At 63.5% G+C, this 25,613-nt stretch carries 23 protein-coding genes and 1 pseudogene; 4 read left to right on the top strand and 20 right to left on the bottom strand.

Features of this window, described 5'->3' with window-relative positions:
* Positions 1 to 42: 42 nt before the first annotated feature.
* The 4 genes and pseudogenes from flgA to PQQ52_RS34630 form a co-directional block, all read left to right on the top strand.
* A complete protein-coding gene (gene flgA, locus PQQ52_RS28425; RefSeq protein WP_408218871.1) occupies positions 43 to 1,587 on the top strand; it encodes a flagellar basal body P-ring formation chaperone FlgA in 1,545 nt (514 codons plus the stop codon).
* A gap of 198 nt (positions 1,588 to 1,785) precedes the next feature.
* A complete protein-coding gene (gene flgM / locus PQQ52_RS28420) occupies positions 1,786 to 2,139 on the top strand; it encodes a flagellar biosynthesis anti-sigma factor FlgM (protein WP_408218868.1) in 354 nt (117 codons plus the stop codon).
* Between the two features lie 94 nt (positions 2,140 to 2,233).
* Positions 2,234 to 2,680, top strand: a complete 447-nt coding sequence (locus tag PQQ52_RS28415) for a flagella synthesis protein FlgN (protein WP_408218865.1) — start codon at positions 2,234 to 2,236, stop codon at positions 2,678 to 2,680.
* A gap of 115 nt (positions 2,681 to 2,795) precedes the next feature.
* Positions 2,796 to 2,891, top strand: a pseudogene (locus tag PQQ52_RS34630) (type II toxin-antitoxin system HicB family antitoxin); the annotation flags it as partial.
* A gap of 50 nt (positions 2,892 to 2,941) precedes the next feature.
* Here the strand turns inward: PQQ52_RS34630 and PQQ52_RS28410 are convergent.
* From PQQ52_RS28410 to flhD, 20 genes are all read right to left on the bottom strand, one after another.
* The gene (locus PQQ52_RS28410; RefSeq protein WP_325044099.1) at positions 2,942 to 3,676 is read right to left on the bottom strand and encodes an RNA polymerase sigma factor FliA; all 735 of its coding nucleotides are present in this window, start codon (positions 3,674 to 3,676) and stop codon (positions 2,942 to 2,944) included.
* Between the two features lie 28 nt (positions 3,677 to 3,704).
* Entirely contained in the window at positions 3,705 to 4,574 is an 870-nt protein-coding gene (locus PQQ52_RS28405; RefSeq protein ID WP_408218862.1) for a MinD/ParA family ATP-binding protein, read from the bottom strand.
* Positions 4,567 to 6,552 carry a flagellar biosynthesis GTPase FlhF gene (gene flhF, locus PQQ52_RS28400; protein WP_408218859.1) on the bottom strand — a complete coding sequence of 662 codons (1,986 nt, stop codon included), beginning with the start codon at positions 6,550 to 6,552 and terminating at the stop codon, positions 4,567 to 4,569. Before flhF ends, PQQ52_RS28405 begins: the two co-directional genes overlap by 8 nt.
* A 350-nt stretch (positions 6,553 to 6,902) precedes the next feature.
* A complete protein-coding gene (flhA, locus tag PQQ52_RS28395; RefSeq protein ID WP_408218856.1) occupies positions 6,903 to 9,005 on the bottom strand; it encodes a flagellar biosynthesis protein FlhA in 2,103 nt (700 codons plus the stop codon).
* The gene (gene flhB / locus PQQ52_RS28390) at positions 9,002 to 10,213 is read right to left on the bottom strand and encodes a flagellar biosynthesis protein FlhB (protein WP_408218853.1); all 1,212 of its coding nucleotides are present in this window, start codon (positions 10,211 to 10,213) and stop codon (positions 9,002 to 9,004) included. The genes flhA and flhB overlap by 4 nt, the downstream gene beginning before the upstream one ends.
* 194 nt (positions 10,214 to 10,407) lie before the next feature.
* On the bottom strand, positions 10,408 to 11,709 hold the full coding sequence (locus PQQ52_RS28385) for a DUF3443 domain-containing protein (RefSeq protein WP_408218848.1): 1,302 nt from the start codon (positions 11,707 to 11,709) through the stop codon (positions 10,408 to 10,410).
* Between the two features lie 15 nt (positions 11,710 to 11,724).
* Entirely contained in the window at positions 11,725 to 12,270 is a 546-nt protein-coding gene (locus PQQ52_RS28380) for a DUF2844 domain-containing protein (protein WP_408218845.1), read from the bottom strand.
* A 271-nt stretch (positions 12,271 to 12,541) separates the two neighbouring features.
* Positions 12,542 to 13,252, bottom strand: coding sequence for a protein phosphatase CheZ (cheZ, locus tag PQQ52_RS28375; protein ID WP_408218842.1), 711 nt, complete (start codon positions 13,250 to 13,252; stop codon positions 12,542 to 12,544).
* Between the two features lies 1 nt (position 13,253).
* Entirely contained in the window at positions 13,254 to 13,649 is a 396-nt protein-coding gene (gene cheY / locus PQQ52_RS28370) for a chemotaxis response regulator CheY (protein WP_408218839.1), read from the bottom strand.
* Positions 13,650 to 13,777: 128 nt separating this feature from the next.
* Entirely contained in the window at positions 13,778 to 14,866 is a 1,089-nt protein-coding gene (locus tag PQQ52_RS28365; RefSeq protein ID WP_408218837.1) for a protein-glutamate methylesterase/protein-glutamine glutaminase, read from the bottom strand.
* A gap of 5 nt (positions 14,867 to 14,871) precedes the next feature.
* Positions 14,872 to 15,639: a chemoreceptor glutamine deamidase CheD gene (gene cheD, locus PQQ52_RS28360; protein WP_408218835.1), complete on the bottom strand. Its 768-nt coding sequence runs from the start codon at positions 15,637 to 15,639 to the stop codon at positions 14,872 to 14,874.
* Positions 15,636 to 16,646, bottom strand: a complete 1,011-nt coding sequence (locus PQQ52_RS28355; protein WP_408218832.1) for a CheR family methyltransferase — start codon at positions 16,644 to 16,646, stop codon at positions 15,636 to 15,638. Before PQQ52_RS28355 ends, cheD begins: the two co-directional genes overlap by 4 nt.
* A 204-nt stretch (positions 16,647 to 16,850) precedes the next feature.
* Positions 16,851 to 18,716 (bottom strand): methyl-accepting chemotaxis protein, encoded by a 1,866-nt coding sequence (locus tag PQQ52_RS28350; protein WP_408218829.1) that lies wholly within the window; start codon positions 18,714 to 18,716, stop codon positions 16,851 to 16,853.
* Positions 18,717 to 18,793: 77 nt separating this feature from the next.
* The gene (cheW, locus tag PQQ52_RS28345; RefSeq protein WP_408218826.1) at positions 18,794 to 19,330 is read right to left on the bottom strand and encodes a chemotaxis protein CheW; all 537 of its coding nucleotides are present in this window, start codon (positions 19,328 to 19,330) and stop codon (positions 18,794 to 18,796) included.
* 81 nt (positions 19,331 to 19,411) lie between these two features.
* A complete protein-coding gene (gene cheA, locus PQQ52_RS28340) occupies positions 19,412 to 21,724 on the bottom strand; it encodes a chemotaxis protein CheA (protein WP_408218824.1) in 2,313 nt (770 codons plus the stop codon).
* A 98-nt stretch (positions 21,725 to 21,822) separates the two neighbouring features.
* The gene (locus PQQ52_RS28335; protein WP_408218822.1) at positions 21,823 to 22,200 is read right to left on the bottom strand and encodes a response regulator; all 378 of its coding nucleotides are present in this window, start codon (positions 22,198 to 22,200) and stop codon (positions 21,823 to 21,825) included.
* 84 nt (positions 22,201 to 22,284) lie between these two features.
* On the bottom strand, positions 22,285 to 23,292 hold the full coding sequence (gene motB / locus PQQ52_RS28330; protein ID WP_408218820.1) for a flagellar motor protein MotB: 1,008 nt from the start codon (positions 23,290 to 23,292) through the stop codon (positions 22,285 to 22,287).
* A gap of 21 nt (positions 23,293 to 23,313) precedes the next feature.
* The gene (gene motA / locus PQQ52_RS28325) at positions 23,314 to 24,174 is read right to left on the bottom strand and encodes a flagellar motor stator protein MotA (RefSeq protein WP_006050895.1); all 861 of its coding nucleotides are present in this window, start codon (positions 24,172 to 24,174) and stop codon (positions 23,314 to 23,316) included.
* 237 nt (positions 24,175 to 24,411) lie between these two features.
* The gene (flhC, locus tag PQQ52_RS28320; RefSeq protein WP_408218817.1) at positions 24,412 to 24,972 is read right to left on the bottom strand and encodes a flagellar transcriptional regulator FlhC; all 561 of its coding nucleotides are present in this window, start codon (positions 24,970 to 24,972) and stop codon (positions 24,412 to 24,414) included.
* 51 nt (positions 24,973 to 25,023) lie between these two features.
* Positions 25,024 to 25,344: a flagellar transcriptional regulator FlhD gene (gene flhD / locus PQQ52_RS28315; protein ID WP_006050893.1), complete on the bottom strand. Its 321-nt coding sequence runs from the start codon at positions 25,342 to 25,344 to the stop codon at positions 25,024 to 25,026.
* Positions 25,345 to 25,613 lie beyond the last annotated feature (269 nt).

Raw genomic sequence — 25,613 nt, 5'->3', positions numbered from 1 at the left:
CTAGAATGCAAGGCGTACCGATGCATTCGATGGAGAAACCCGATGGACCAGCCCACCTTCGATCTGACGCACCGCGCAAGCAGCGTGGCGGCGCATCGCGTCGGTGCGGGCGTGGTCCGGCGCGCATCGCGCGGGTCATCGCGCCTCCTGACTCGCCTCGTAGTGAACCTGGTGGTATGGGTCGCCGGCGGCATCGTGCTACCGGCCGCTACCCAGGCTCAGCAGGCCCAGGACGCCGGTGGCCCGATCGTGATTCCTGGCCCGGGTGAAAAGAATCCGGCCGCCCTCGCCGATCTCGCCGCGCAGATGGAGGCAACACCCGCCAAACGCACAGGCTCCGCCGCGACGCTCGCCGCTGCTACCGCGCAGTCGCTAACACCGGGGCCGGTCGCGCGTGACGCCGATCAATTCACGCGTGTCGCCAATGCGAGCGGTTCGATCGTCATTCCGGGCGCAGGCGAGCCGCCTGCCGCGCCGCAGATGATCCGCACCAGTTTCAGGCCCGACGCGAACGGGGTCGTGACGATTCCCGCGCCGGGGAACGGCAACGTGGCAGCAGCCGAGCCGCCCACCGGGGTGATTACACGCGTCAATGTGATGCCGGGCTCGCGTCAGGTCGTGCCGGTTGTGGTGACGCCGGCGCTGAACGCGGGGCGGCAAGGCGCCGGCGTGCTGCCAGTGGCCGCCAATCCGCCCAGCAAGGGTGTCGAAAGCGCAATCAGCAATGCGCCTGCGGCCGGTGGCTTCGACAGTCTTGCCTCGCGTGGCGAGCCGCCTCAGTTGAATGCGAATGACAAACCCGTCGTGACCACGGCAGTCGCATCGAAGCCGGCGCCAACCCCCGCCCCGATGCCCACACCACCCGCGACGATCGCCCGCACGCCATCGGTGCGCCAGGTGGCGCCGGCAGTCGCGCAACAGAATCTGCGGCCCGCCGCGGTGGCGCAACCCGTCCCGCTGGCTGGCCAGCAAGACGCCGAGGCGATTCGCAGTGCCGCGCTCGCCTTCTTGCAGCAGCAGTCGGCGGGCTTGCCCGGCAAGGTTGAAATCACCGTCGCGCCAGCGTTTCCACGCGGCCTGGCCGCTTGCACGACGCTCGAACCTTTCATGCCCAGCGGCGCGCGCCTATGGGGCCGCATGACCGTCGGCGTGCGCTGCGCCGGGGAACGGCCGTGGACCATTTATCTGCAAGCGCGCATTTCGCTGCGCGCCACCTACTATCTGGCTGCGCGCGCGATGGCGCCAGGCGAAGTGTTCACGGCCGCCGACCTCGTCGCGCGCGACGGCGACCTGACCGGTCTGCCGCAGGCTATCGTCACGGACCCGTCGCAGGCGGTCGGTTCGGTGTCGCTCGTGCGCGTCGCCGGCGGCATGCCGCTGCGACGCGACATGCTGAAAAGCGCGCTGGCGGTGTCGATTGGACAAACGGTGCGGGTCGTCGCGGCCGGCACAGGTTTCGCGATTTCGGCCGAAGGCAGCGCGATGAACAACGCGTCGCCGGGGCAGCAGGTACGGGTCAAGACGGCCAACGGCCAGATCATCTCCGGCATCGTCAAGGATGGTTCGACGGTGGAGATTCAGTTGTGACGCCGCGCGGCAGCACCTCCGGCCGCCGGTGCGCCGGCGCGAAATCAGCCGCGACGACTGGCGCGGCCCGTGCAGCGGACCTCGAACCCGTCGTGGGGCCGGATCGGCTTGAAAGACAAGGCAAAACCTGGAGCGATTGCGCTAAAGTTTTGATCACAAGTTGCCGTTATCAGGATCAAATCGTTCAGGAAGCCAATCGTGAAAGTCGATTCCACAACCAATTCGAATCTGCCGACGTTGAAAGACGCCTTGTCCCGCTCGCAGCAAAGCGACGCGGCGACTGCGAACAGCAACGCGCAGAGTGCGGGCACAAGCTCGCCGACCACCACCAGCGGTTCGGGCGACGCCAGCGTCAGCCTGTCGGGTCTGTCGCAGCATCTGCGCAGTCTCGCGGCGTCCGGCTCGGCCGATATCGACACGGCGCACGTCGAGTCGATCAAGGCAGCCATCAAGGACGGCTCGCTGCAGATGGACTCGAGCAAGATCGCCGACGGCGTGCTGAATACCGCGCGCGAACTGTTGCAAAGCAAAACCTCGTCGACCGGCAACTAATCGACGCATCGAAGTACGGTGAATTGCCGGGCGGCATTCGACAAACCCGGCTCGCGAATCATGCGCGAGCCGTCGTGTTCAGCGAGTTGTTGAGATGAAAGACGCCCTGCTTGCCACCCTCATCGAAGAATATTCGGCCGTCGAGGCATTCGCCTCGATTCTGGCGCTCGAAACCAAGGCACTGACTGCCTTGTCGCCGCTTGAACTGCTGCCGCCGATCGTCGAGAAGAAAACCGAACTGATCGGCGTGCTCGCCACGCTCGAGACCAGCCGCGATACGCTGCTCGCCGAAATGGGCTTGCCGCCCGGCTGGCCCGGCATGGAACTCGCGGCCAGCGCGGATACGCGGGTCGCCGAGCAATGGGCGCTGCTGCAAAAAGCAGCCGACCGTGCGCGGCACTTCAATACGAGCAACGGTGAACTGATCCGCGTGCGAATGGACTACAACCAGCGCGCGCTGACGGCGCTGCAGGTGGCCGTGCCGCAGAAGACCGGTTTCTATGGACCGGATGGGCGGATTCCGGCACATCCGGCAGCTTGAAGATTCGGCTCGCGCCGTGCGTTTCACGCGCTGACGCAATTGAATAGATTGCTTTGAACAAAAAGGGCTCGTCGTCGACGAGCCCTTTTTGTTTTTCCCCTCCCGCAGAGGGCGCCTGGTTCACGATATCGACGCTTATGCCCAGGCGCGCGGCATGTCACGCTCGGCATTTCTCGCGCGGGCCGCGGAGCATGAGATGGCGGACGCGTAAGAGAAGGCGGACGTTGCACGCACCGCCGGTCAAACATCAATCCGTCAAACTCACGTCGCCTCGGCGTTTGCCCAGGCCATCTCGCGCAGGCGCGTGCGCAGGCGCGCCACGGCCTGGCTGTGCAACTGGCACACCCGCGATTCGCTGACTTCCATTACCGCGCCGATTTCGCGCAGGTTCATGCCGCGTTCGTAGTACAGCGACATCAGCAGCTTCTCGCGCTCCGGCAGGCGGTCGATCGCCTCGATCAGCGCCGAGCGCAGGCTGTCGTCCAGCAGCGCCGACAGCGGATCGGAATGATCAACGCAGTAACGGTCGAGAAACGGTTCGTCGTCCGCGGAACGGTCGAAGTCTTCGTAATAGATCAGCTGGCTGCCGTGCAGGTCCTGGAGCATCGACTGATACTCGTCGAGCGGCATTTGCAGATGCTCGGCGATCTCCGTTTCACTCGCCGAGCGGCCCAGATTCTGTTCAACCTTGTGTACGGCAGATTCGACTTCGCGCGAAGTGCGCCGCAAGCTGCGCGGCAACCAGTCGTTGCTGCGCAACTCGTCAAGCATGGCGCCGCGAATCCGCTGGCTGGCATAGGTCTCGAACTGCGCGCCCTGGTCTTCCTTGTAGCGGCTCGCCGCGTCCAGCAGTCCGATCATGCCGGCCTGGATCAGGTCGTCAAGATCGACACTCGCCGGCATCTTGGCTACGAGCTGCAAGCCGAGGCGACGCACCAGCGGTGCGTACTTCGTCAGAACTTCGGCTTGGGAAATCTTTCCCTGAGCGTTATACATCGTGCTCCCCTTGTCCTTGTGCCGCCGCTTAGGCGTGCTGCGCGGACGGTTGGTCGGCGTGTTGCGCCGCTGTAACTGTCGCAGGCGCCATCCAGGGCGTTTGCGACGACATCGCTGGCCGCATCGGCCAGTACTGCAATTCGGCGGCGAGGTGCCGGAAGTCGCGCGCAGCCGGTGTCGATGGGAAAGCATCGACGACACACCGCGACAACTCCAGGGCTCGCGCCATCCGCGCATCGGCGGCAATGCAACCGGCGTCTTCCAGCGCCACCGTCAGGTAGCGTCCGGCCACGCCGGCCAGGTTCACAAAGGCGGTATGCGCATCGTCCACGCTCTGTACATGGTTCACCAGCACGCGAAACTGCCCGGTGGCGTGTGCGTAGTGCAAACGCTTCATGCACGCGTACGCGTCAGTGATCGCTTGCGCGGCCACCCGCGTGACGATCATCACGTCGTGCGCCTGCACCGCGAGGGGCGAAAGGTGGCCGTGCTGGTCGAGTTGCGCATCGATCAGCACGATGTCGGCCGAGCCGCGCAACACCACGCCGAACTGCGCGACCGCATGGCCTTCGCGGTTATGGCGCGAGGCGCCCAGCACGGAGAAACCGAGCGGGTGCCGCGCGGCGGCCTCGTCGAGCGTCATCTGGCCGCGCATCACCGCCGCAAAATTGCCCGTGCTACGCATGCCGCCGAGCATCGCACTCACCGATTTCTCGCCAAGGCACTCGTCGATCACCAGCACGTCTTTGCCCTGCTGCGCGAGCGCCGCGGCGAGATTCACCACGGTCGTCGTACAGCCGACGCCAGCCGAGCCGCCCGTCACGGCAAGCACGCGCGAGCCGCTTCTCGCCAACAGCCGCCGCAGTCCTTCTGCCTGATCGGACATGAACTTATCCAAAGCGGACCTCGTGCAGTTCGGCCGTCGAACGCGCGGACAGCGCGGACAGCAACGCCGGAATGTCGTCGTCGTGCGGCACGAACGGGGAGTTGTCGCGCGGAATGCAGAACGCGCTCTTGATCAGGAATTTCTTTGTCGCGACGTACAGGTTCTCCGGCACCTTCTGACCGGTCGACACGTAGTGCACCGGCAGCTTGTAACGGATCACCGTATCGAGCACGCCGCCCAGATTGGTGGCTTCGTCGAGCTTGGTCAGGATGCAGCCGGCGAGCGGTTGCTGGTCGGGTGCGCGCTGATAGGCCTGCACGACTTCGTTCAAGGTGTCGCCGTGGCTCGTTGCGTTGAGCAGGAGCAGACGCTGTACCGGCTGACCGGCGCGGCACAGCATTGCGATCTGGTCGGAGACCAGACGATCGCGCTGGCTCATGCCGATCGTGTCGATCAGCACAATGTGCTTGTTGCGCAACTCGGAGAGCGCGAGTTGCAGATCGGCGCCGTCTTTCACAGCGTGAACCGACACGCCGAGAATCTTGCCGAAGATGCGCAGTTGTTCGTGACCGCCGATCCGGTAGCTGTCGGTGGTGAGGAGCGCCACCTTGCTGGCGCCGAAGCGCATCACGCAGCGCGCGGCGAGCTTGGCGGTGGTCGTGGTCTTGCCGACGCCCGTCGGGCCCATCAGCGCGAACACGCCGCCGCGCTCCATCAGCGCGTCTTCGTCTTCCATCACCGGCAGGTTCGATTCGAGCACCGAACGCACCCATTCCATGCCGCCGTCCATGTTTTCGACGTCGTCGGGCAGGTTGTCGACCATCATCTGCACGAGCTGCGCGGAGAAACCCGCGGCGAACAGGTGCTTGGTGAGCGCGGCGCGCGCCGGGGTGCGACGCTGGCGATCGCCCCACATCAAGCCGGCGAAGTGTTCTTCCATCATCCCGCGCATCGACGACAGTTCGCTCATCACGGTGTCGTTGACGACCTGCTCCATGCGCGCCTTGATCGCTTCGGCGATTGAATTGGGCGTGCGGGCGTCGTCGCCGGCGGGCAATGATTGCGCAACTTTCTGCGCGGCGCGGCGCGCGGCGATCTGCGCAGCTTCACGGGCCCATTCGGGCTTATCGCCAACTTGCTGCATGACCGGTTGGGCCGCAGCCTGTTGCGAGGCGCGCGAGGCCGGTTGGGCGGTGGGTTGCGCTGCGGCGGGTTGTACGGCGGCGCCGAGGCCTTTGGCCATTGCGGCAGCTGGCGTCATCGCTGCGGCGCGTGCGCTGTACACATCCTGCGGCTGCTGTTCGGCTGCGATGCGGCGGGCGTGATCGATCAGCCAGGGATTTGATTCGGCCATCGTGCGGGGCACTTCTGCTGCAAGTGCGGCCGGCACGCCGGCGGCTTTGAGCATATCGGCGCGGATGTCTTCGGCCAGACGCGTCGCCGCGGCGCGGGCGCTCGGTTGTTCGATGCTGATCGGTTGCGACAGCGACGCTGCAGCGGGTGCGGCCGGCACCGCCTTGGGGGTGTTCGGCAGCGCGGCCTTCAATGCGGCGGGAATGGCAGGCTTCGCGGCGGCAAGCAGGGCATCGCTTGCGGCGAAATTCGCAGCAGGGCTTGAAGCGGCGCTGGCGGTGGACGACGTCCCGTTCTCGGCACCCGCTTCCGGGCTGGCGCCGAACACCGAAGAGAACACATCGGGCATGCCGCTCGCATACGGATTCGCTTGCATCGCCGGATTGGCGCGCGGTGCGGCGAGCGCGGACTGTTGTCCTGCCATCGCATTCATCGGCGCGGCCAGCGGTGCGCCTGCGCTGCTGCGCGGCGCCTTCGGCGTAATGGCGGCGAGGTCGCTATTGGCCAATGCGACGATTTCGACGCGACCGTCGTCCATCGTGCGATTGGACAAAACGACGGCATCCGGGCCCAAGGCTTCGCGCACGAGACGCAGAGCATCGCGACTGGTAGCGCCGACAAATTTACGAATGTTCAAGCTGGACCCCCGATGAGGTAGACGGACTTACGGACTAACGGACCGGCAACATACCGCTTCCCATTGAGATCATTATTGCGAAACCCGTCGAGTGACGATCGATGGATAAAGACCGTTAAAGGTGGGTAATTCGGGCGATGGAAACGCACTTCGATTCACACGCACGACGGTTTGAAACAGGCTTTCCGGCGGCGTCCAGCGGCGCTTTCGCGCACGCAGCATGTGCTCCGCCACCCGCTTGCGGCGCGAAAAGTTAGGCGTCGAAATGAAAACCGGCGCTCGAGGAGCGCCGGCGGAAACCATCGGTCTGGAACAACTTCGGCTAACTGCCAGGTGTAACCGTGCGGGGTTTAACCGTGCGCCCCGATCAGATTCACCACCTTGATATTGCGCGTATCCGGCACTTCCGCATAAGACAGCACCTTCAACTGCGGCAGGCTGCGGCGCAGAAAGCGCGCGAGCATCGGTCGCAGCGCGTGCTGCACCAGCAGCACCGGTGACAGCCCAAGATTCTGCTGACGCGTCATCGCCTTCTGTGTTTCGTTCAGCAGCGTATGCGCGAGACCCGGTTCGAGGCCCGGATTGGAACCCGTAGACAGCGCCTGCGACAACACCCGCTCCAGATTCGAATCGAGGCCCATCACCTGCATGTCGCCCACGCCCGGGAACCACTGCTGCGTAATCGCGCGGCCCAGTGCGAGGCGCACGGCGGCGGTGAGATCGTGTGCGTCGGTGACCTTCGGCGTATGTTCGGACAGGGCTTCGAGAATCGTGCGCATGTCGCGGATCGGCACGCCTTCTTCCAGCAGGTTTTGCAGCACCTTTTGCAGCGTGGTGAGCGGCAGCGACTTCGGCACCAGATCGTCGACCAGCGACGGCGTGTCCTTCTGCATCCGTTCCAGCAGCGCCTGCACTTCGCGGCGGCCGAGCAGTTCGGACGCATGCGTGACCACCAGGTGATTCAGGTGGGTGGCCACCACCGTGCTCGAGTCGACGACCGTATAGCCATACACCTGCGCCTGTTCGCGCAGATTCGTATCGATCCAGATTGCCGGCAAACCGAACGCAGGGTCTTGCGTCGGCGTGCCCGGCAGCGCGGCGGATACCTGCCCCGGGTTGATCGCCAGCCACTGCCCTGGATACGCTTCGCCGACGCCCACTTCGACGCCCTTGAGCGCAATTCGATAGCCATTCGGCCGCAATTCGAGGTTGTCGCGGATATGGATTACCGGCGGCAGGAAGCCGATTTCCTGCGCGAACTTCTTGCGGATGCTCTTGATCCGCTTGAGCAGTTCACCGTCCGAGTTCTTGTCGACGAGCGGAATCAGCCGGTAGCCCACTTCGAGACCGAGCGTGTCGATCATCGTCACGTCGTCCCAGCTGGCTTCGGTGTTTTCCACCGGGGCCATCGCGGCCGGTGCGACATCGACGAGCGTCGCGCTGTTCTTGCGTGCCTCGCTGCGCTTTTTCATCGTGCGGCCGAGCTGAATCAGGCCACCGCCGAGAATCAGAAACGCGAAGTGCGGCATGCCCGGAATCAGGCCCATCAATACCAGAATGCAGCCCGTGATCACCAGCACGCGCGGATTCGTGAAGAGCTGGCCGGTCAGTTGGGTGCCGATGTCTTCGTTGGTCGCGACACGCGAGACGATCACACCGGCCGCCGTCGAAATCACGAGCGACGGGATCTGCGCGACGAGGCCGTCACCGATAGTCAACAGCGTGTAGTTCTTGCCCGCGGACGCGAAGTCCATGTTGTGCTGAACCATCCCGACGATCAGGCCGCCGATGATGTTGATCACCATGATCAGCAAACCGGCGATCGCATCGCCGCGCACGAACTTGCTTGCGCCGTCCATCGAACCGTAGAACTCGGCTTCCTGGGAGACCTCCAGGCGGCGCTTGCGGGCCTGCTCTTCGTTGATAAGACCGGCGTTCAGGTCGGCGTCGATCGCCATCTGCTTGCCGGGCATCGCGTCGAGCGTGAAGCGCGCGGACACTTCCGCGATCCGCCCCGCGCCCTTGGTGATCACCATGAAGTTGATGACCATCAAGATGATAAAGACGACGATACCGACCGCGAAGTTGCCGCCCACAAGGAAGTGGCCGAACGACTCGATCACCTGGCCCGCCGCGTCCGGACCGGTATGGCCTTCGAGCAGCACAACGCGCGTGGACGCCACGTTGAGCGACAGGCGCAGCAAGGTCGAGAACAGCAGCACGCTTGGGAAAGCGGCGAAGTCGAGCGGCTTCATCGTGTACATGCTGACGAGCAGCACCATCACGGAAAGCGCGATGTTGAAGGTGAACAGCAGATCCAGCAGAAACGGCGGCAACGGCAGAATCATCATGCCGAGGATCATGCAGATCAGCACCGGCCCGGCGAGGGCGCGCAAATTGGTGCCGCTCAAGGCATCTGGCCGTCGGGACAGGAATCCGGCGCGAGCGTTCATGCGGAGGCTCCTGAAGCGTCGTCGTTAGCGGGGTTAAGCGTGTCGGCGGCTTCCTGCTCGGCCTCATCGTCCGATATGCCGCCTTTGTCGAGGTCCTCCGGCACGTCGAAGTCGGTCGGTGTGACCGGCGCAACGCCGCCTTCGGTGTTGAAACGCCGCAACTGGTACACCCATGCGAGCACTTCGGCGACCGCGCCATAGAGCGGCCCCGGAATCTCGCGGTTCAGTTCGACGTTGTGATACAGCGCACGCGCGAGCGGCGGTGCTTCCAGCAGCGGCACGTTGTTTTCGGCGGCGATCTCGCGGATCCGCGCGGCCACCAGGTTCACGCCCTTCGCGACCACCTTCGGCGCGCGCATCTCGCCGTCGGTGTACTGCAGCGCGACCGCGAAGTGCGTCGGGTTGGTCACCACCACATCGGCCTTCGGCACGTGGGTCATCATGCGACGGCGCGCAATGGCGCGCTGTTGCTGGCGAATCCGGCCTTTGACGTGCGGATCACCTTCGCTTTCGCGATGTTCACGCTTCACTTCTTCCTTCGTCATACGCAGTTTCTTGTGGAACTGCCAGAGTTGATACGGCACATCGAGCGCGGCCACGACGAACATGCCCGCCACCGTCATGCCGCAGCACACCGCGATCAGATGCACGGTGTTGGCGAGCGCGAGCTGGATCGGCTGGGTCGCCAGCGCGAGAATCTCTTCGCGGCGATTCCAGATTGCCGTGCCGCCGATGATGCCGACCACGAGCGTCTTCGCGAGCGACATGCCGAGCTGGACCGGTCCATTGATCGAGAAGATCTTGCCGAGTCCTTCGATCGGATTGAGCCGGTTGAACTTGGGCTCGAGTCCTTTCGACGACAACTGCCAGCCGCCCAGCGCCATTGGCGCGAGCAGCGCGGCCGCGCCGGTGAAGGCCAGAACCGGCAGTAGCGCATACAGGCCTTCGCGGCTCGCGGCGCCCGCCCCGATCATCATGCGGCGGGTTTCGAACGCCGTGGCATGGTCGAAGGTGAAGGCGGAGCGCAGCATGCCCTGCAAATGCTCGCCGATGCTGCTGGACATGCCCCATACGCCGAAGAACCCCGCTGCCAGCAACGCAAACGTCGACAGCTCCCGAGAACGCACGATCTGCCCTTCCTCACGCGCCTTTTGCAGGCGCCGGGGAGTGGCTGATTCGGTTTTTTCGAGGTCGCTATCCTCTGCCACAAACGCTCTCCAGTCGGCTGAGGCACGACGCCTCTTTCCAGTGAGAGCGATTATTCCCGGTCGACGCAAGCGACGATCGGCGGATAAGGGCGGAGAAAGGGGGGTATTTCGAGGGATGGAGCAGCCGGCAAGCCGCGTGGCGCGGCTTGCCGGTGGGTTTCGGGCGGGGATTCCCGCCCGCGCGACGGACCGCCTTAGAAGCCGACGTAAGGCGCTTGACCGCCGCTCGCCGTCAGATCGAAACCGTAATACATGTGACGGCCATAAAAGAACGGCAAACCGAGATCGAAGCTGCTGCTGCCGCCGATCTGCCCGGCCAGATCGTTGAACGCGTAGTTGCTGCTAGTGCTGAACAGCGTGGCCGCGCTCAGGATGCCGATGCTGACGCTGGCTGTCGTACTGCTCGCGCCGGTCAGGGTAATCGACCGGGTTTGCGCGGTCGACGGGCAATAGAACCCGGCGTAGTTACTGCTGCACAGCGCGAGCGAGCTATCGGCGAAGAAGTAGCCGTTCGAACCCGAATCGAAGAACGCCTGCACCGTCGTGCCGTTATAGACGCTGTTGTTCAGGTCGCCATAGCCATCGGTAGTGAAGGTCTGCGTGGCCGCCAGTGTATTGTTCGACTGCGTGCCGATACCGAACACCAGCGTGCCGGCGGCCGATGGCGCACCGGTACTCGGCACAGGCGGCATCTGCACGATGACGCCGTTATTGTCGGACGCGAAGTTAGCGACCGGATTGGCGACCTGCTGATTGGTCGGCACCGCGGTACGGGCGCAGGAGGTGCCGCCCGGACACGCGAAATAATTACTGTAGGTGGCGGCGGTTGTCGCATTCGCGCAGGTTACGCCGCAATCGGTGAGCGCCGTGCCAATGCCGAGAATGCCGTTGGCGCCGAGATCGCTGACGGTATTTTCCGCAGAGCCGCTACAGCCCTTCGACGGTACGGTGCTCGAGGCCATGTCGCCGATGATCTGTATCGGGATGCCCGCGGTTGTCGTCTCGCTGCCGATCTGCACGGTCGCGGTACGCACCGTGCCCCATGTGTAGCCATCCGCAAAGGTCGCGCACTCGGCGAGTTGCGCGCCGCTGCCCGTCACCGTGCTGACCGGCAACGCTTGCAACAACGATGCATTCAGCACCGAGCTGACCACACGCAGCCCGAACGAACCGGTATCGACCTGGACGTTGTTGATGGTCTGACAGTTGGACGTCGAACCCGGCGGGCATACCGTTACGCTAACCGTTGGAATATTGATGACGCCGCTCACACCCTGCGCGACCGTGATCGGCACGGTGTTCGCCGCGGTCGCGGCGATCGGTTGCTGGGTCGGGCTGGCCGGCAGCGAGCCGCCGTTCAGCGTGGTCGACGAATTGTTACTGGAACTGGAGCTGCTGCCGCCACCGCCGCAGGCGGCCACCACCGACACCAGCGCCACGGCCACGACGGCCTGCATCCAGCCCCTGAGCTTCACAGCACTTTGCATGGTTCGCATCGTTCGTCCTCGCCCTTACTGGATGTCGGAACCGCTGACGCCGGCGGGCAACGCCGGCGGCAACCAGGCCTGACCGTTGAACGCGCCCATATGGCCACCGGAGCGGACCACGAGGCTGCTCTGGTCGACCGCAACGGGGCCATGGCCGCCTCCGCGCGCCGCGCGCGCGGCTTTTACGCCGGCGACGTACTGCGGGAAATAGCTGCCAAGCAGATCGTTGAGATCCGGCATTTGCGGACCACGCCAGGCGATGCCGAAGACCGAGCCATCCGCGGCGAGGTATTCATGCACCACCGTGCCGTTGCCGAGCGTGGTTTCACGCACGGTATAGGACGCGGAAGCCGAGGTGGAAGACGCAGCGCTCGATGCAGAATGCATCACGCTTTGAGCGGCCGTTGCCGAGCTGGTGCCGGACTGCACCGTGCGGGAAGAAACCGATGCATCCGCTGGGGGCGTCATCGGGGCGCCGCCCAGTCCCGCATAAGCGGGCTGCACGGCGGACAGCGAACAGGGTAAGGCTAGCGCCATAACGAAACCGGCGCGGCGTACACGACTCCACATGACAAGGCTCCTCCCGAGCTACTGCTGCCTGGTTCGCACCTCGTGCGAACCGGCAGCATGTATGCAGATCATACGACACCGCTGCGGTGGCATTCAGGAGGGGATACCTTACCGTGCCACCGACCGGTGAATGTTTCTCACCGGCACACCGTGCCGCTGCTTGAGCCCGTAGTATGCCTGTGGTTTGTGTCGGCAGACAGCAAGCGCACGCAGGAACGCGGCTTGCCGCAACTACCCATTCGGCTTCGCGCCCTTGCAGGCGCCCGGCAGGTCAGAAGCCGAGGCTTGCCAGCAGATCGTCGACCTGCGACTGATCCTGCATCACATCCGCCTTGCCTTCCGGATTGATCTGCGGACCGTTCAGCAGATGTTCCGGGCTGCCGGTGGATGACGGCTCGGCCGCGAGCGCCGCCGCATTCGCCGCGAACTGCTCGCGCCGCTCGAGCGCGATGTTTTCGACCAGCACGCCGAGCAGCTGCTGCTCGATCAGGTACACGACATCCGTAATCTTCTTGATGACCTGGCCGGTCAGATCCTGGAAGTCCTGCGCCAGCATGATCTCCATCAGCTGCGTGTTGGTCGCGCTCGTCGCCTCGGGCACGCCGCGCAAAAAGGTCCGCGTGTCGTTCATCAACGCGCGCACTTCTTCGCGCTCAATGGGCGCCGCGTACCACTGCTCCCAGCGTGCGTCGAGTTCGCCCGCGTCCTGCTGCAATTGCGTCTGGATCGGCTTGGCGACGTCGATCGAGGACAGCACGCGCTCGGCTGCCTGCTCGGTCATGGTCGCGATGTACTTCAGACGGTCACGAGCATCGGGTACGGCTTCCGCCGCACGCTCGACATGCTTGTCGAGACCCAGCTCACGCATGGAGTCGCGCAGCGTGCGGGTGAGTTGTCCGATGCGGGCGAGGATACGGTCGGACGCGATGTCGCCGGTCTCGTTCACCGCATCAGCGCTTTGCGCGTTGGTCGGCAGATTCACATCAGCTCCCGGCTTTAGCCATCTTCTCGAGAATCTTGTTGAGCTTCTCGTCGAGCGTCGCGGCCGTGAACGGCTTGACGACATAACCGCTCGCGCCGGCCTGAGCCGCCGCGATGATGTTTTCCTTCTTCGACTCGGCCGTCACCATTAGCACCGGCAGATGCGTCAGGTGGGCGTCGGCGCGGATTTCCTTGAGCATGGCCAGACCGTCGAGGTTCGGCATGTTCCAGTCGGAGATCACGAAGTCATACGTACCGCCGCGCAAACGCGAGAGGCCGGCCTGACCGTCTTCCGCCTCGTCGACGTTGGAGTAGCCGAGTTCTTTGAGCAGGTTGCGAACGATCCGGCGCATCGTCGGAAAGTCGTCAACTATCAGAATCTTCATTCCCTTATCCATTTCATTCCCTTTGCTTGATCCATGATGCGGCGCATGACCGCCAGTTCAATCCGATCCGTGTCGACCGGAGTTGGCGCTTCGGCGCTTACTCCGGTCCCATGCCTGGCGCTTGCCGTCAGGCGCGCGCATCATACCCGCTGCACGCGGTCACCCATCGACGACAGACGCGCCATCACGCGACGGCTCATTTCCTGCAGCGAGGCAATTTCATCCGCCGCGCCGAGCGCAATCGCTTCGCGCGGCATGCCGAACACGATGCAGCTCGCTTCGTCCTGCGCGAGGGTGTATGCCCCCGCTTTTTTCATGTCCAGCAGCCCGGCAGCGCCGTCGCGCCCCATCCCGGTCAGGATCACGCCGACCGCGTTCTTGCCCGCGTGCTGCGCGGCCGAACGGAACAGCACATCCACCGACGGACGGTGCCGGTTCACCGGCGGCTCGTCCGACAGATGCGCGATATAGTTCGCGCCGCTGCGGGCCAGCAACAGATGAGCGTGACCGGGCGCGATATAGGCATGTCCCGGCAGCACGCGTTCGCCGTGCTCTGCCTCTTTAACGGTAATCCGGCACAAACCATTAAGGCGTTGCGCAAAAGATTTTGTGAAACCCGGCGGCATATGCTGTGCGATCAGGACGGCGGGCGCATCCGGCGGCAGCGGCACCAGCACTTCGCGGATCGCTTCGGTGCCCCCCGTCGACGCGCCGACGATGATCAGCTTCTCGGTACTGAGCAGCGGATTGTTGAAGAGTGGCGCGGCGGCGGCCGGCGCATGCGCGGCGTGCGTAGCCGCGTGATGTACCGGCGCGGCCTGGCGCACGCGTGCGCGAGCGGCCGCGCGAATCTTGTCGGCGAGCTTTTCCGAGTAGTCGAGCATGCCGTCGCGAATACCGACCTTCGGCTTGGTGACGAAGTCGACTGCGCCCAGCTCCAGCGCCCGCAGCGTGATTTCATTGCCGCGCTCGGTCAGCGACGACACCATCACGACCGGCATCGGCCGCAGACGCATCAGTTTTTCGAGGAAGTCGAGGCCGTCCATGCGCGGCATTTCGACGTCGAGCGTCAGGACGTCCGGGTTGTGCTGCTTGATGAGTTCGCGCGCGACCAGCGGGTCGGGCGCGGTCGCCACGACAGTCATGTCCGGCTGGCCGTTGATGATTTCCGTCATCAGGCTGCGGATCAGCGCCGAATCGTCGACGCACAGTACTTTGATCTTTTGCACAGCGCTCACGCCTCCTCTGTAGTTCTGGCGTTGTTTGATTTAATCGGACGCGGGCTGGCGCCGAACAGTTCGATGCGCGGCTTCGCTGTGCCTGCCGCGCCGCCTGCATTCGAGCCGAACAGTTCGATCTTCGGCCGGGCTGCTGCCGGCGTCGAAAACAACTCGACCCGCTTGCGCGCCGCCGCAAGCCGCTCGGCGCGCGCTTCGGCGCTCTGCCGCATGAGTGCCTGCTCGCGCTCGGCCACGCCCGCTTCCTGTTGCAGGCGCAATTTCTTCACCATCACCTGACCGGTGCGCGGCATGAACGCGACCTTACGCGGATGCGAGCCCTGCAAATCTTCCGCGACGATGCGGATTTTTTCGAGCGCCAGATACCGGCGCACGAATTCGGAATTGCGGTCGCCGATGTTCATCGTCGTCATGCCGGCCAGCACCGCGCCGCCGCCGAACACCTTGGCTTCGAAGCGCTCGCGCCGGCCGCCGGCTTTGATCAGCTCGTTGATCAGCACTTCCATCGCGTACGCGCCGTAGCGCATTGAATCCGATGCGGGCTGACCGGCGTCGGCGCCGTCGTCCGGCAGCATGAAATGGTTCATGCCGCCGATGCCCGCCGTGCGATCCTGGATGCAGGCTGCGACGCACGAACCGAGCACGGTGACCAGCACCATGTCTTCGTCGGTCGTGTAAAACTCGTTCGGCAACAGCTTCACGCCAGGGCGTTTGAAGTGATTGTCGAAATACAGATTGGTAGCAATCGGCAAGGCGCTACTCATACTGTCACCCCGCTAGTCGCTGCGCTGCCGGCATGACTCGTGGCACGCGCCGGCGTGCGTGCGGCGCCCGCGTCACGCGTCAGTTCGTAGACGGTCTGGCTGCGCAGCTTGAACGCCTGCGTCACATACGTGAAGTTTTCCGAGTGCCCGGCAAACAGCAAGCCACCCGATTTCATCAGCGGTTCGAAACGCGCGAGTACCTGCGCCTGCGTCGGCTTGTCGAAATAGATCATCACGTTGCGGCAGAAGATCGCGTCGAACTGCGAGCGCAACTGATAATCGCGGTCGGTCAGATTCAGTTGTTCGAAGCGCACCATCGCGCGCACTTCCGGGCGCACCTTGACCATGCCGGCGTGCGCGCCGGTGCCCTTCAGGAAGAAGCGCTTGAGCCGCTCGGGCGACAGATGTTTCACCTGGTCGAACTGATACATGCCGGCTTCGGCTTTCGCCAGCACTTGCGTGTCGATGTCGGTGGCGAGCACGGTGGCCTGACGCGCGCCGCTGTCGCCAAGCGCTTCGATCAGCGTCATTGCGATCGAATACGGCTCCTCACCCGTCGAAGCCGCCGAGCACCACACCGACACCGGCTGCGCGCGGCGCGGCACGAAGTCGGCAAGAATCGGGAAGTGATGGGCTTCACGGAAAAACGCGGTCAGGTTGGTGGTCAGCGCATTGGTGAACGCTTCCCACTCGGCCGGATCGTTTTCCGCTTCGAGCAGATCGAGGTATTGCTTGAAGGTCTCGAGGCCACGGGTGCGCAGCCGGCGCGCCAGACGGCTATACGCCATGTCGCGCTTGTGATCCGACAGCGAAATACCTGCGCCGCGATGAATCAGATCGCGAATACGAGCGAAATCCGCCGACGTGAATTCGAAATCCCGTGCTTGCTCGCCGGATCTGGCCGGCTCCGCCCGCTCCGGACGTGCCGGTTGCGGACCTGCCGGTTGCGGACCTGCCGGTTGCGGACGTGCCGGTTGCGAGCCTTGCTGTGCGCGCGTTGCCATCATGAGAGTCCCTGCCTGCAATACGAGCCATCCAACTTTTCGTCCAAAAGAATGCTTCTGGCGAAAGGGATTGTGTTCGCGGGGTCGCGCCTGCCCGCGAGTTCTGCTAACACGCGGTCGGCCCGCGACACGCCTTGTAAGCGTGCTTCGATGATTCGCCCCTCAGGGAGCGAGATGTCGAATGACCGCATGTCCTTGTGCCGCTTTCTAGAACGTTTCCCAATCCGCATCCGATCCTGCCGTCGCCGCGCCTGCAGCGGCCGGACGTGCTGCGAATTCGGAAGCGGCACGGGCCGTTTTCGGTTTGAGAGCCGGTTCGACACGCGTGGTGTCGGCACCATGAGTGGCCGAAGCCGGTGCTGCACGTGTCGCGGTGTTTGCCACGGGGTGCGCTGCCGTGTGCGCGGGCGTTTGCGGCGCCGCCTTGGCGGGCTGCACGTGCTGGCTACCACGCTTGCCGCCGTTCGGGCGTGCCGCAGTGTGCGGAAGGACAGCAGCCGCAGTGCTATGCGCCTGCCCGCCGGCCACCTTCCAGCCGTTCACCACCGTTTGTAACTGACGCGTCTGCTCTTCGAGCGACGCTGCCGCAGCCGCTGCCTGTTCGACCAGCGCGGCGTTCTGCTGCGTCACTTCGTCCATCTGCACGACCGCGCGATTCACCTGTTCGATGCCGCTCGACTGCTCTTCGGAAGCCGCGCTGATTTCGCCCATGATGTCGGTCACGCGGCGCACCGCCTGCACGATCTCTTCCATCGTGGTGCCCGCGCGGCCGACCAGCGCCGAGCCGCTTTGCACCTTGTCGACCGAGTCGCCGATCAGTTCCTTGATTTCCTTCGCGGCGCTCGCGCTGCGCTGCGCGAGGCTTCGCACTTCGCCTGCGACCACCGCGAAACCACGACCCTGTTCGCCAGCCCGCGCGGCTTCGACCGCCGCGTTCAGCGCGAGAATGTTGGTCTGGAATGCAATGCCTTCGATCACGCCGATGATGTCGACGACCTTGTTCGAACTGGTCGCGATACCCTGCATCGTCGTGACAACCTGGCTCACCACGTCGCCGCCGCGCGTCGCGATATCGGACGCATTGACGGCCAACTGGCTCGCCTGACGCGCGTTCTCGGCGTTCTGGCGCACGGTGCCGGTCAGCTGCTCCATGCTCGACGCGGTTTCCTGAAGCGACGCGGCCTGCTGTTCGGTGCGTTGCGACAGATCGGTGTTGCCCATGGCGATTTCGCGCGCGCCAGTGTCGATCGATTCGGTGCTGCTGTGAACCGCCTTCACCATCGTCGACATGCTGTCCTGCATCCGCTTGATCCCGGCGAAGAGGCGGCCGATTTCGTTGCGGCTGAATACATCGATTGTTTCGGACAGATCACCCGAGGCGATCCGTTCGAAGCATGCCGTCGCATCGTTCAGCGGCTGCACGATCAGGCCACGCAGCGCGAAGCGAATGCCCACCACCAGCAGCAGCGCGATCGCGGTAACACCGATGATCAACGTGGTCATCAGCGAGATGTTCGATTGCGCGCTCGCCTGCTGATCCACCGCGCCTTGCTGCAATGCCTTGATGACCGCCGATGCAGCACCGTCGTAGGCGATGAACATCGGGCTGATCTTCGTATCGGCAATCGCGTGATACGCGGCCATGTCGTTCGCGTTCAGTGCTGCGAACTCCGGATCGACGCCTTCATGCATCACCGTCGTACGCTTGGCGACCACGTCGTCGAGAAGCACCTGATCGATACCATTCTTCGGCGCATCGAGATAAATCTGCCAGCTCTGATTGCCCTTGGTCAGCAGTTCCTGCGCGCGATCGATCGCTTTCTTCGCTTCGTCCGCATTGCCCGCGGCCGACAGCGTGTTGAAGCGGTCCACTGCGAGACGCGAACGCAACAGGTACGACGAAGCATCGTCAAGCGCGTGAATGGCCACCAGGTCGCCGCGCGCAATACGGTCGAGCGACTGGCTCGCTCCGTTCAACGCGGTTAGACCAAGCGCTCCGACCACAACGGTCAGCGCCACCAGAATGATCCCCACCATCGTCAACGATGTGCGAATCGACCACCTGCTCAGCATCTCGTGCTCCCTGTTCGATCTATCTTTCGTACTGCGCGTATTGACACGCATCGACATGTATCGATACGCGTTGACGCTTAGGCGCTAAGCGTTTCGATCAGCGCCATTTCGCGGCTGGTCATCAGCTTCTCGATGTCCATCAGGATCAGCATGCGGCCGTCGACGGTGCCCAGACCCGTGAGGTACTCGGTCGTCAGCGTCGCGCCGAATTCCGGCGCTGGCATGATCTGGTCGGCCGCGAGCGTCAGCACGTCCGACACGCCATCCACCACCATGCCGACCACGCGATGCGCGACGTTCAGGATGATCACGACGGTCTGGTGGTCGTACTCGACGCGGCCCAGATGGAACTTGATGCGCATGTCCACGATCGGCACGATGATGCCGCGCAGATTAATCACGCCTTTGATGAACTCAGGCGCATTGGCGATCCGCGTCACGTTGTCGTAGCCGCGGATTTCCTGCACCTTGAGAATATCGATGCCGTACTCTTCGGCGCCAAGCGTGAAGACGAGGAATTCCTGACCGCCGGCGTCTGCCTGCTGCGCGTCGCGGCGGCCATTCGTACCGCTTGCGTTCGAAACGCTCGAATTGATGGATTGGACTTCTGCCACGTTAGCCCCCAAACGGTTGGGATGAAATAAATTGAGTGAGTGTTGCGAAAACTGCGCGCCTCACGGACGCCATGACGGACGTCATGCGAGACTCATCGCGCCATGTGCATGGCGCGTTTCGCGATTCAGCGCCGCCACGTCCACGATCAGCGCGACACTGCCGTCGCCGAGAATGGTTGCGGCGGAAATGCCGTGCACCTTGCGGTAATTCGTTTCCAGATTCTTCACGACCACCTGCTGCTGCCCCACCAGCTCGTCGATCAGCATCGCAAAGCGGCGCCCTTCGGTTTGCATGATGGTGACGATGCCCTGCGTCGGTTCCTGCTTGGCGCCTTCGACGTTGAACACTTCGTGCAGCGCGACGAGCGGCAGATATTCACCGCGCACGCGCACCACGCGTTCGCCGTTGGCCACCGTGTAAATGTCTTCAGCGCGCGGCTGCAGCGACTCCATCACGAAGTTCAGCGGCAGAATGAAGATCTCATTGCCGACCTTGACCGACATGCCGTCGAGAATCGCCAGGGTGAGCGGCAGGACGATTCGCGTGGTGCTGCCCTTGCCCGCATGCGAGGTGATTTCCACGTGACCACCCATCGACTGGATGTTCCGCTTCACCACGTCCATGCCGACGCCGCGGCCCGAGACGTCCGTGACCTGCTCAGCCGTCGAGAAGCCCGGCAGGAAAATCAGGTTCCAGACTTCTTCGTCGGACATCGTTTCGCTGACCTGCATGCCCTGCTTCGCTGCCTTCGCGAGAATCTTGTCGCGGCGCAAACCGGCACCGTCGTCGCTTACTTCGATGACGATGTTGCCGCCGTGATGGGCGGCCGACAGTACCAGCTGGCCAGTTGCATCTTTGCCCGCCGCGCGCCGCGCCGCCACGGTTTCGATGCCGTGGTCGAGACTGTTGCGCACGAGGTGGGTCAACGGATCGATGATCCGTTCGATGAGGCTCTTGTCGAGTTCGGTCGCCTGACCGAAGGTGACGAGTTCCACTTCCTTACCGAGTTTCGCGGCCAGATCGCGCACCAGACGCGGGAAGCGGCTGAACACGTAATCCATCGGCATCATGCGAATCGACATCACGGCTTCCTGCAGATCGCGCGCGTTGCGCTCGAGCTGCGCCATGCCGTTGAACAGCCGGTCGTGCAATGCCGGATCGAACGTGCTGGTGGTCTCGGCCAACATCGCCTGCGTAATCACCAGTTCGCCGACCAGGTTGATCAGCTGATCGACCTTCTCGACGCCAACGCGAATCGAGCTGCCTTCCGCACCGCCTGCTGCTGCAGCCGGACGCGCCTTGCGGTCCTGATCGGCCGGTGCGTTGCTCGCCGTCGCGCCTGTTGCCACGCTGGCTGCCGGTGCGCTGCTCGCCGCTGCGGGTGCAGCCGCGGCGGGCACCGGGGTATTCGCTGACGACGCCGAGGCGTCGAGCAGTCCGTGCGTAACGGCAGCTTGAGCGGGTGCAGCGGTGTGGGCCACTCGTGCCGACGATGCTGCCTGCTCCGCCTGTACTGCTTCTACCGTTTGTACTGCCTGCACCGGGATCGAATCGGCAGCGTCTGGCGTTCCAGGTTCGCCTTGCTGCGTCTCGTCCGCCGGTGCGGTGCCGCGGCCGATCGTGATCTGACTTTCGTCGATCACGAAACAACACACGGCGATGATGTCGTCGGAGGTCACATCGGTCTGGAGCCACAGCGTCAAATCGCCGCCGCTTTTGACCCGCCCGACAATGTTGCCCAGGTTGCCGAGCTCTTCGGCCAGCAGTTCCTGGTCCTTCTCACCTACGCCCCGTAGCGTAATTTGCAGATGAGGGCCGGCTTCTTCACCGGCGCCTCCGGCTTGCCCGGTCTGTGCCGGTTCGCCGTCAATCCATTCACCCGCCGCCTGCACCGCCTGTTCGACGACATGCTCGGGCGGGGTGCTGCCTTGTACCGCTAATTGTTGTGCTTGTACTGGTGCTGCGGCCGCCACCGGTGCTGCGGCCGGCTCGGTGCCGAAGCGGCTTTCGTGGTGCAACTGTTCGAGCTTCGCGCAGATCGCCTTCGCGGTGGCCGCATCCGGCTCGGCGCTCGCGCGGTAGTCGGCGAGCTGGCCCGACAACACGTCCTTGGTTTCGAGGAACGTGTCGATCATGTCCTTGCGCAGCACGAGTTCATTATTGCGCGCGCGATCGAGCAGCGATTCGAGAATGTGGGTCGTTTCCGTCAGCGCGGTAAAACCGAACGTCGCCGCGCCGCCCTTGATCGAATGCGCCGCGCGGAAAATCGCCGCGAGGTCTTCGGGGTCCGGGTTCGCAATATCCAGATTGAGCAGCAACTGCTCCATCTGCGCGAGCAGTTCGTCCGCTTCATCGAAGAACGTCTGATAGAACTGAGTGATGTCGAGTGTCATGCCTGGGTCACCGCGAGAGTTCCTGTCTAGGCTTGGGCTGCTGTGCCGCCGCGTCGAAAGCTTCTATAACTTGTGTAAAGGTCGCGCTTATAGGGCGCTCATGCCTGGTCCGGTTCCGCTAACGCCGCCACCAGTTCGGTCAGCATGTCGGGGTCGAGCGGCTTTTCGATCCAGCCGGTCGCTCCCGCGGCCCGCGCCGCCGCCTTGAACGGTTCGCTCGATTCCGTCGTGAGGACGAGGATGGGCGTCGTCTGGTAAGCCGGGTTGCAGCGCAGCGCCGTGATCAGATCGAGGCCGGTCTTGCCTGGCATGTGCTGGTCCGTCAACACGAGGTCGAACGACATGGCGAGCGCGTTTTCGAGCCCTTCATTGCCGTCCGCCGCGAGCGTCACTTCGTAGCCGGCCGTCGTCAGCGTCGCGGCGAGGATTTGCCGCATCGATGCCGAATCGTCGATTGCCAGGATGTTCCTGATCATGAAAACCTCGCTGCACTTACGCTATGAACCGGCTGGCCGTCCACGCCACCTCGGCGCATGGACCGGTCAGCCGATCGCTGTCTGTTACTGGGCTGCCGACGCTACTGCCGGCACCTTTGGTGCAACCGTCACCGGTTGCGCAAGTCTTTGCAGCAGCGGCTTGGAGCCCGCTGCGTCGTCCGACAAGGTGGTCGTGGTGGAGTCGTCATGATCAAGCGCCTCCTCCGACTTCCTGTTCAACACGATGATGCTGATGCGGCGGTTTTCCGGGTCCATCGGGTCCGCCTTGTTCAGGTTCTGCGTCGACGCGAGGCCGAGCACGCGCATGACCTTCGCTTCGTCCATACCGCCGGCGATCAACTCACGGCGCGACGCGTTGGCGCGGTCCGCGGACAGTTCCCAGTTGCTGTAACCCTTCTCGCCGCCTGCATACTGCGCGGCGTCGGTGTGCCCTTGCACGATGATGCGGTTCGGCACGTCGTTCAGCGTGTGACCGATTTCGCGCAGGATGTCGCGCATGTACGGTTCAACCACATCTCTTGCGGTCGCGAACATTGGCCGCTTTTGCGAGTCGACAATTTCGATACGCAAGCCGGTCAGCGTCGAGTCGATGCGGATCTGCTGCTTGAACTGACGCAGCACCGGATTCGCTTCGATCGCGGCCATCAGCTTGACTTGCAGATCATGCAAGCGGACCTGCTCGCGACGCTCCAGTTCGCCCTGTGATTGCTTGTCCGAGTCGTCGTTGCTATGAGAGACCGTGCGCTCGGCGCGATTGTTGGTGCCGTCAGTGGAGCGCGTCACGCCCTGTGCGTCGGTCGAAATATCGCGGCCGCCGCCCTTCAGAATGCTCGAGTCCTCGGCGCTGCGATCGCCGCCCCACAACGTGATCTTCAACGGCTGGTTGAAGTAATCGGCGATGCCCTTCAACTGCACCGTGGAAGCCGAACTCAGCAGCCACATCAGCAGGAAGAACGCCATCATCGCGGTCATGAAGTCCGCATACGCGAGCTTCCACGCGCCGCCGTGATGGCCTTTTTTGGCCGGAGCAGAGCGCTTGACGACAATGGCGCGGTCTTTGTCCTTGCTCATCGAATCGGTTCCCGGCGCCCGTTACTTGGCTTTCACGCGGCGCACGTGCTCTTCCAGCTCGGCGAACGACGGGCGTTCAGTCGAGAAGAGCACCTTGCGGCCGAATTCGACGGCAATTGCCGGCGCATAGCCATTCAGGCTGGCGAGAATCGTCACCTTGATGCACTGGAACATCTTGGTCGACTCGGTCACGCGCTGTTCGGCGACGCTCGCGAGCGGTCCGATCAGCCCGTACGAAAGCAGAATCCCGAGGAAGGTGCCGACCAGCGCCTGGGCGATCATCTCGCCGAGCACCGCGGGCGGCTTGTCGGCGGAGGCCATGGTGTGCACCACGCCCATCACCGCGGCCACGATCCCGAACGCCGGCATGGCGTCGCCGACTTTGTTCAGGGCGTGCGCGGGCGCCTCGCCTTCCTGGTGATGCGTCTCGATCTCCTCGTCCATCAGGCTTTCGATCTCGAACGCGTTCATGTTGCCGCCGACCATCAGACGCAGGTAGTCGGTCAGGAACTCGATGATGTGATGGTCGGCGAGGATCTTCGGGTACTGCGTGAAGATCGGACTCTTCGACGGATCGTCAATGTCGGCCTCCAGCGTCAGCGTGCCTTCCTTGCGCGCCTTGGCCAGCAGGACGTAAAGGAGCGCCATCAGCTCCATGTAGACGTCCTTGTTGTACTTCGCGCCCTTGAACAGGGTTGGAATGACGCGCAGCGTCGCCTTGATCGTCTTCATCCCGTTACCGAGAATGAACGCGCCGACGCCGGCGCCGACAATCATCAGCACTTCGACGGGTTGCAGCAGCGCGCCAAGATGGCCGCCTTCCAGCGCGTAACCGCCGAAAACGGACAAAAGCGTCACGAGTGTTCCCACGAAAATCAGCACTGCCGAGCCCTCACGAAGAAGCGACGGTGACCGTCGTTAATCTGGTTTACGGCAACGGAGCAGAAAACTTTGGCGGAAAAGCGGCGCGTCACTCCGGTGTAAACCAGAGGCGGGCTAAACCGGGCCGATGAGGCCCAACAAGGCCCGGCACCGGCCGGTCGGGCCGGAAGCGCCGCCGAACGGGGGTGTGCGCGTGTGCGCCGGGTTGCGGGTGGCAGGCCGGCGCCGCCCCGCGGCTCAGATCTCGAGCGCAGCGAGGCTTTCGCGGGCCCGGGCGTCGGCAAATTTCTTTGTCTTACCGGCGCGCGAAGGCGGCTGGCACAGCCCGCAGACGAAGGCGTGCTGCGGATCGTGCGCGTGCGCGACAAAATGTCCGCCGCAGCGGCAGCAGGCGGTCATTTGCAGCATTCCGGAGTCGAAGAAGCGCACCAGTGTCCAGGCGCGCGTGAGACTGAGCACGGGCTCGTCGTCGTGCAACTGGACATGTTCCAGATAGAGCCGGTAGCTCTTCACAATCGACTGGATCGTCAGACAGCCGCCGTGGTCGGCCATGAAACGGTAAATGTTATAGAACAGCGATGAGTGAAAGTTCGGCTGCCAGGTCATGAACCAGTCGGTCGAAAACGGCAACATACCCTTGGGTGGCGACACCCCTTTCAATTCCTTGTAGAGCTTGATAAGCCGGTCGCGCGACAGGCTGGTTTCCGCTTCCAGCAATTGCAAACGCGCGCCGAGTTCGATCAGTTCGATGGCCAGGGTAATTTCCCTGACTTCCCGCACAACACTTTTATATGCCATCCGCTTGCATTTCCCCCGTCCTGATCGCTTTATTTGAACTGCAAGCTGCCATCAGCCGAGCTGCTCGACTGGCTGGCTTGCCATCAGGATCGCGGAATGCGCCTGAGCCACGGCGCTGGATTTGCCTTTGTCCGCAAGGGCGGACAGCACGGCATGGTCATCGAAACGGAAACGGCACAACACCTGGTTGGACGCCGCCAGCTTCACGGTCTGCGCCAAAGACAGATTGGCGAGCACGTCGGCTAACTGGTCCGAAATCCCCATGCGAAACATGCCCATCGGCTTGTCTTCGCGCAGCAGGCGCTGCGCGAGCAGGAGATAAGACAGGTTGACTTCTCTGATCTCATTGAGCATTTCGCTTGTCGCGCTCATGATTCCCCCGGGGTATATCTGGCTGGTCAGGCCGTTACGGAAACGTTTGCTCGAACGCGCGCACTTAAACCGCACGAATCGGCTCGTTTCTGGTCTTGCAAGCATTGTGTCTAAAGGGGGAGCGGACGAAAATCGGACAGACACCCTGCCCGCCTGACGGATTAATCCGTCATTCGTGTAGGAATTTGTCCTACACGGCGTGGGTCAGAGAGAAGGCTGGAGCAGGCGAAGCGGTGTGCAGCTTGGGATTCGCGATGCGCTTCGGATAA

It is taken from the genome of Paraburkholderia sediminicola (genome assembly GCF_046030555.1).
GTDB lineage: Bacteria > Pseudomonadota > Gammaproteobacteria > Burkholderiales > Burkholderiaceae > Paraburkholderia > Paraburkholderia sediminicola_E.
This window is presented reverse-complemented; position numbering and strand designations above follow the sequence as displayed.

What these genes read in the sequence shown, in the direction of transcription:
- flgA (WP_408218871.1), top strand. Translation starts at nt 43, where the DNA reads ATGGACCAGCCCACCTTCGATCTGACGCACCGCGCAAGCAGCGTGGCG.
- PQQ52_RS28415 (WP_408218865.1), top strand. Translation starts at nt 2,234, where the DNA reads ATGAAAGACGCCCTGCTTGCCACCCTCATCGAAGAATATTCGGCCGTC.
- PQQ52_RS28410 (WP_325044099.1), bottom strand. Translation starts at nt 3,676, where the DNA reads ATGTATAACGCTCAGGGAAAGATTTCCCAAGCCGAAGTTCTGACGAAG.
- flhA (WP_408218856.1), bottom strand. Translation starts at nt 9,005, where the DNA reads ATGAACGCTCGCGCCGGATTCCTGTCCCGACGGCCAGATGCCTTGAGC.
- PQQ52_RS28385 (WP_408218848.1), bottom strand. Translation starts at nt 11,709, where the DNA reads ATGCGAACCATGCAAAGTGCTGTGAAGCTCAGGGGCTGGATGCAGGCC.
- PQQ52_RS28380 (WP_408218845.1), bottom strand. Translation starts at nt 12,270, where the DNA reads ATGTGGAGTCGTGTACGCCGCGCCGGTTTCGTTATGGCGCTAGCCTTA.
- cheY (WP_408218839.1), bottom strand. Translation starts at nt 13,649, where the DNA reads ATGGATAAGGGAATGAAGATTCTGATAGTTGACGACTTTCCGACGATG.
- cheD (WP_408218835.1), bottom strand. Translation starts at nt 15,639, where the DNA reads ATGAGTAGCGCCTTGCCGATTGCTACCAATCTGTATTTCGACAATCAC.
- PQQ52_RS28355 (WP_408218832.1), bottom strand. Translation starts at nt 16,646, where the DNA reads ATGATGGCAACGCGCGCACAGCAAGGCTCGCAACCGGCACGTCCGCAA.
- PQQ52_RS28350 (WP_408218829.1), bottom strand. Translation starts at nt 18,716, where the DNA reads ATGCTGAGCAGGTGGTCGATTCGCACATCGTTGACGATGGTGGGGATC.
- cheA (WP_408218824.1), bottom strand. Translation starts at nt 21,724, where the DNA reads ATGACACTCGACATCACTCAGTTCTATCAGACGTTCTTCGATGAAGCG.
- PQQ52_RS28335 (WP_408218822.1), bottom strand. Translation starts at nt 22,200, where the DNA reads ATGATCAGGAACATCCTGGCAATCGACGATTCGGCATCGATGCGGCAA.
- motB (WP_408218820.1), bottom strand. Translation starts at nt 23,292, where the DNA reads ATGAGCAAGGACAAAGACCGCGCCATTGTCGTCAAGCGCTCTGCTCCG.
- flhC (WP_408218817.1), bottom strand. Translation starts at nt 24,972, where the DNA reads ATGGCATATAAAAGTGTTGTGCGGGAAGTCAGGGAAATTACCCTGGCC.
- flhD (WP_006050893.1), bottom strand. Translation starts at nt 25,344, where the DNA reads ATGAGCGCGACAAGCGAAATGCTCAATGAGATCAGAGAAGTCAACCTG.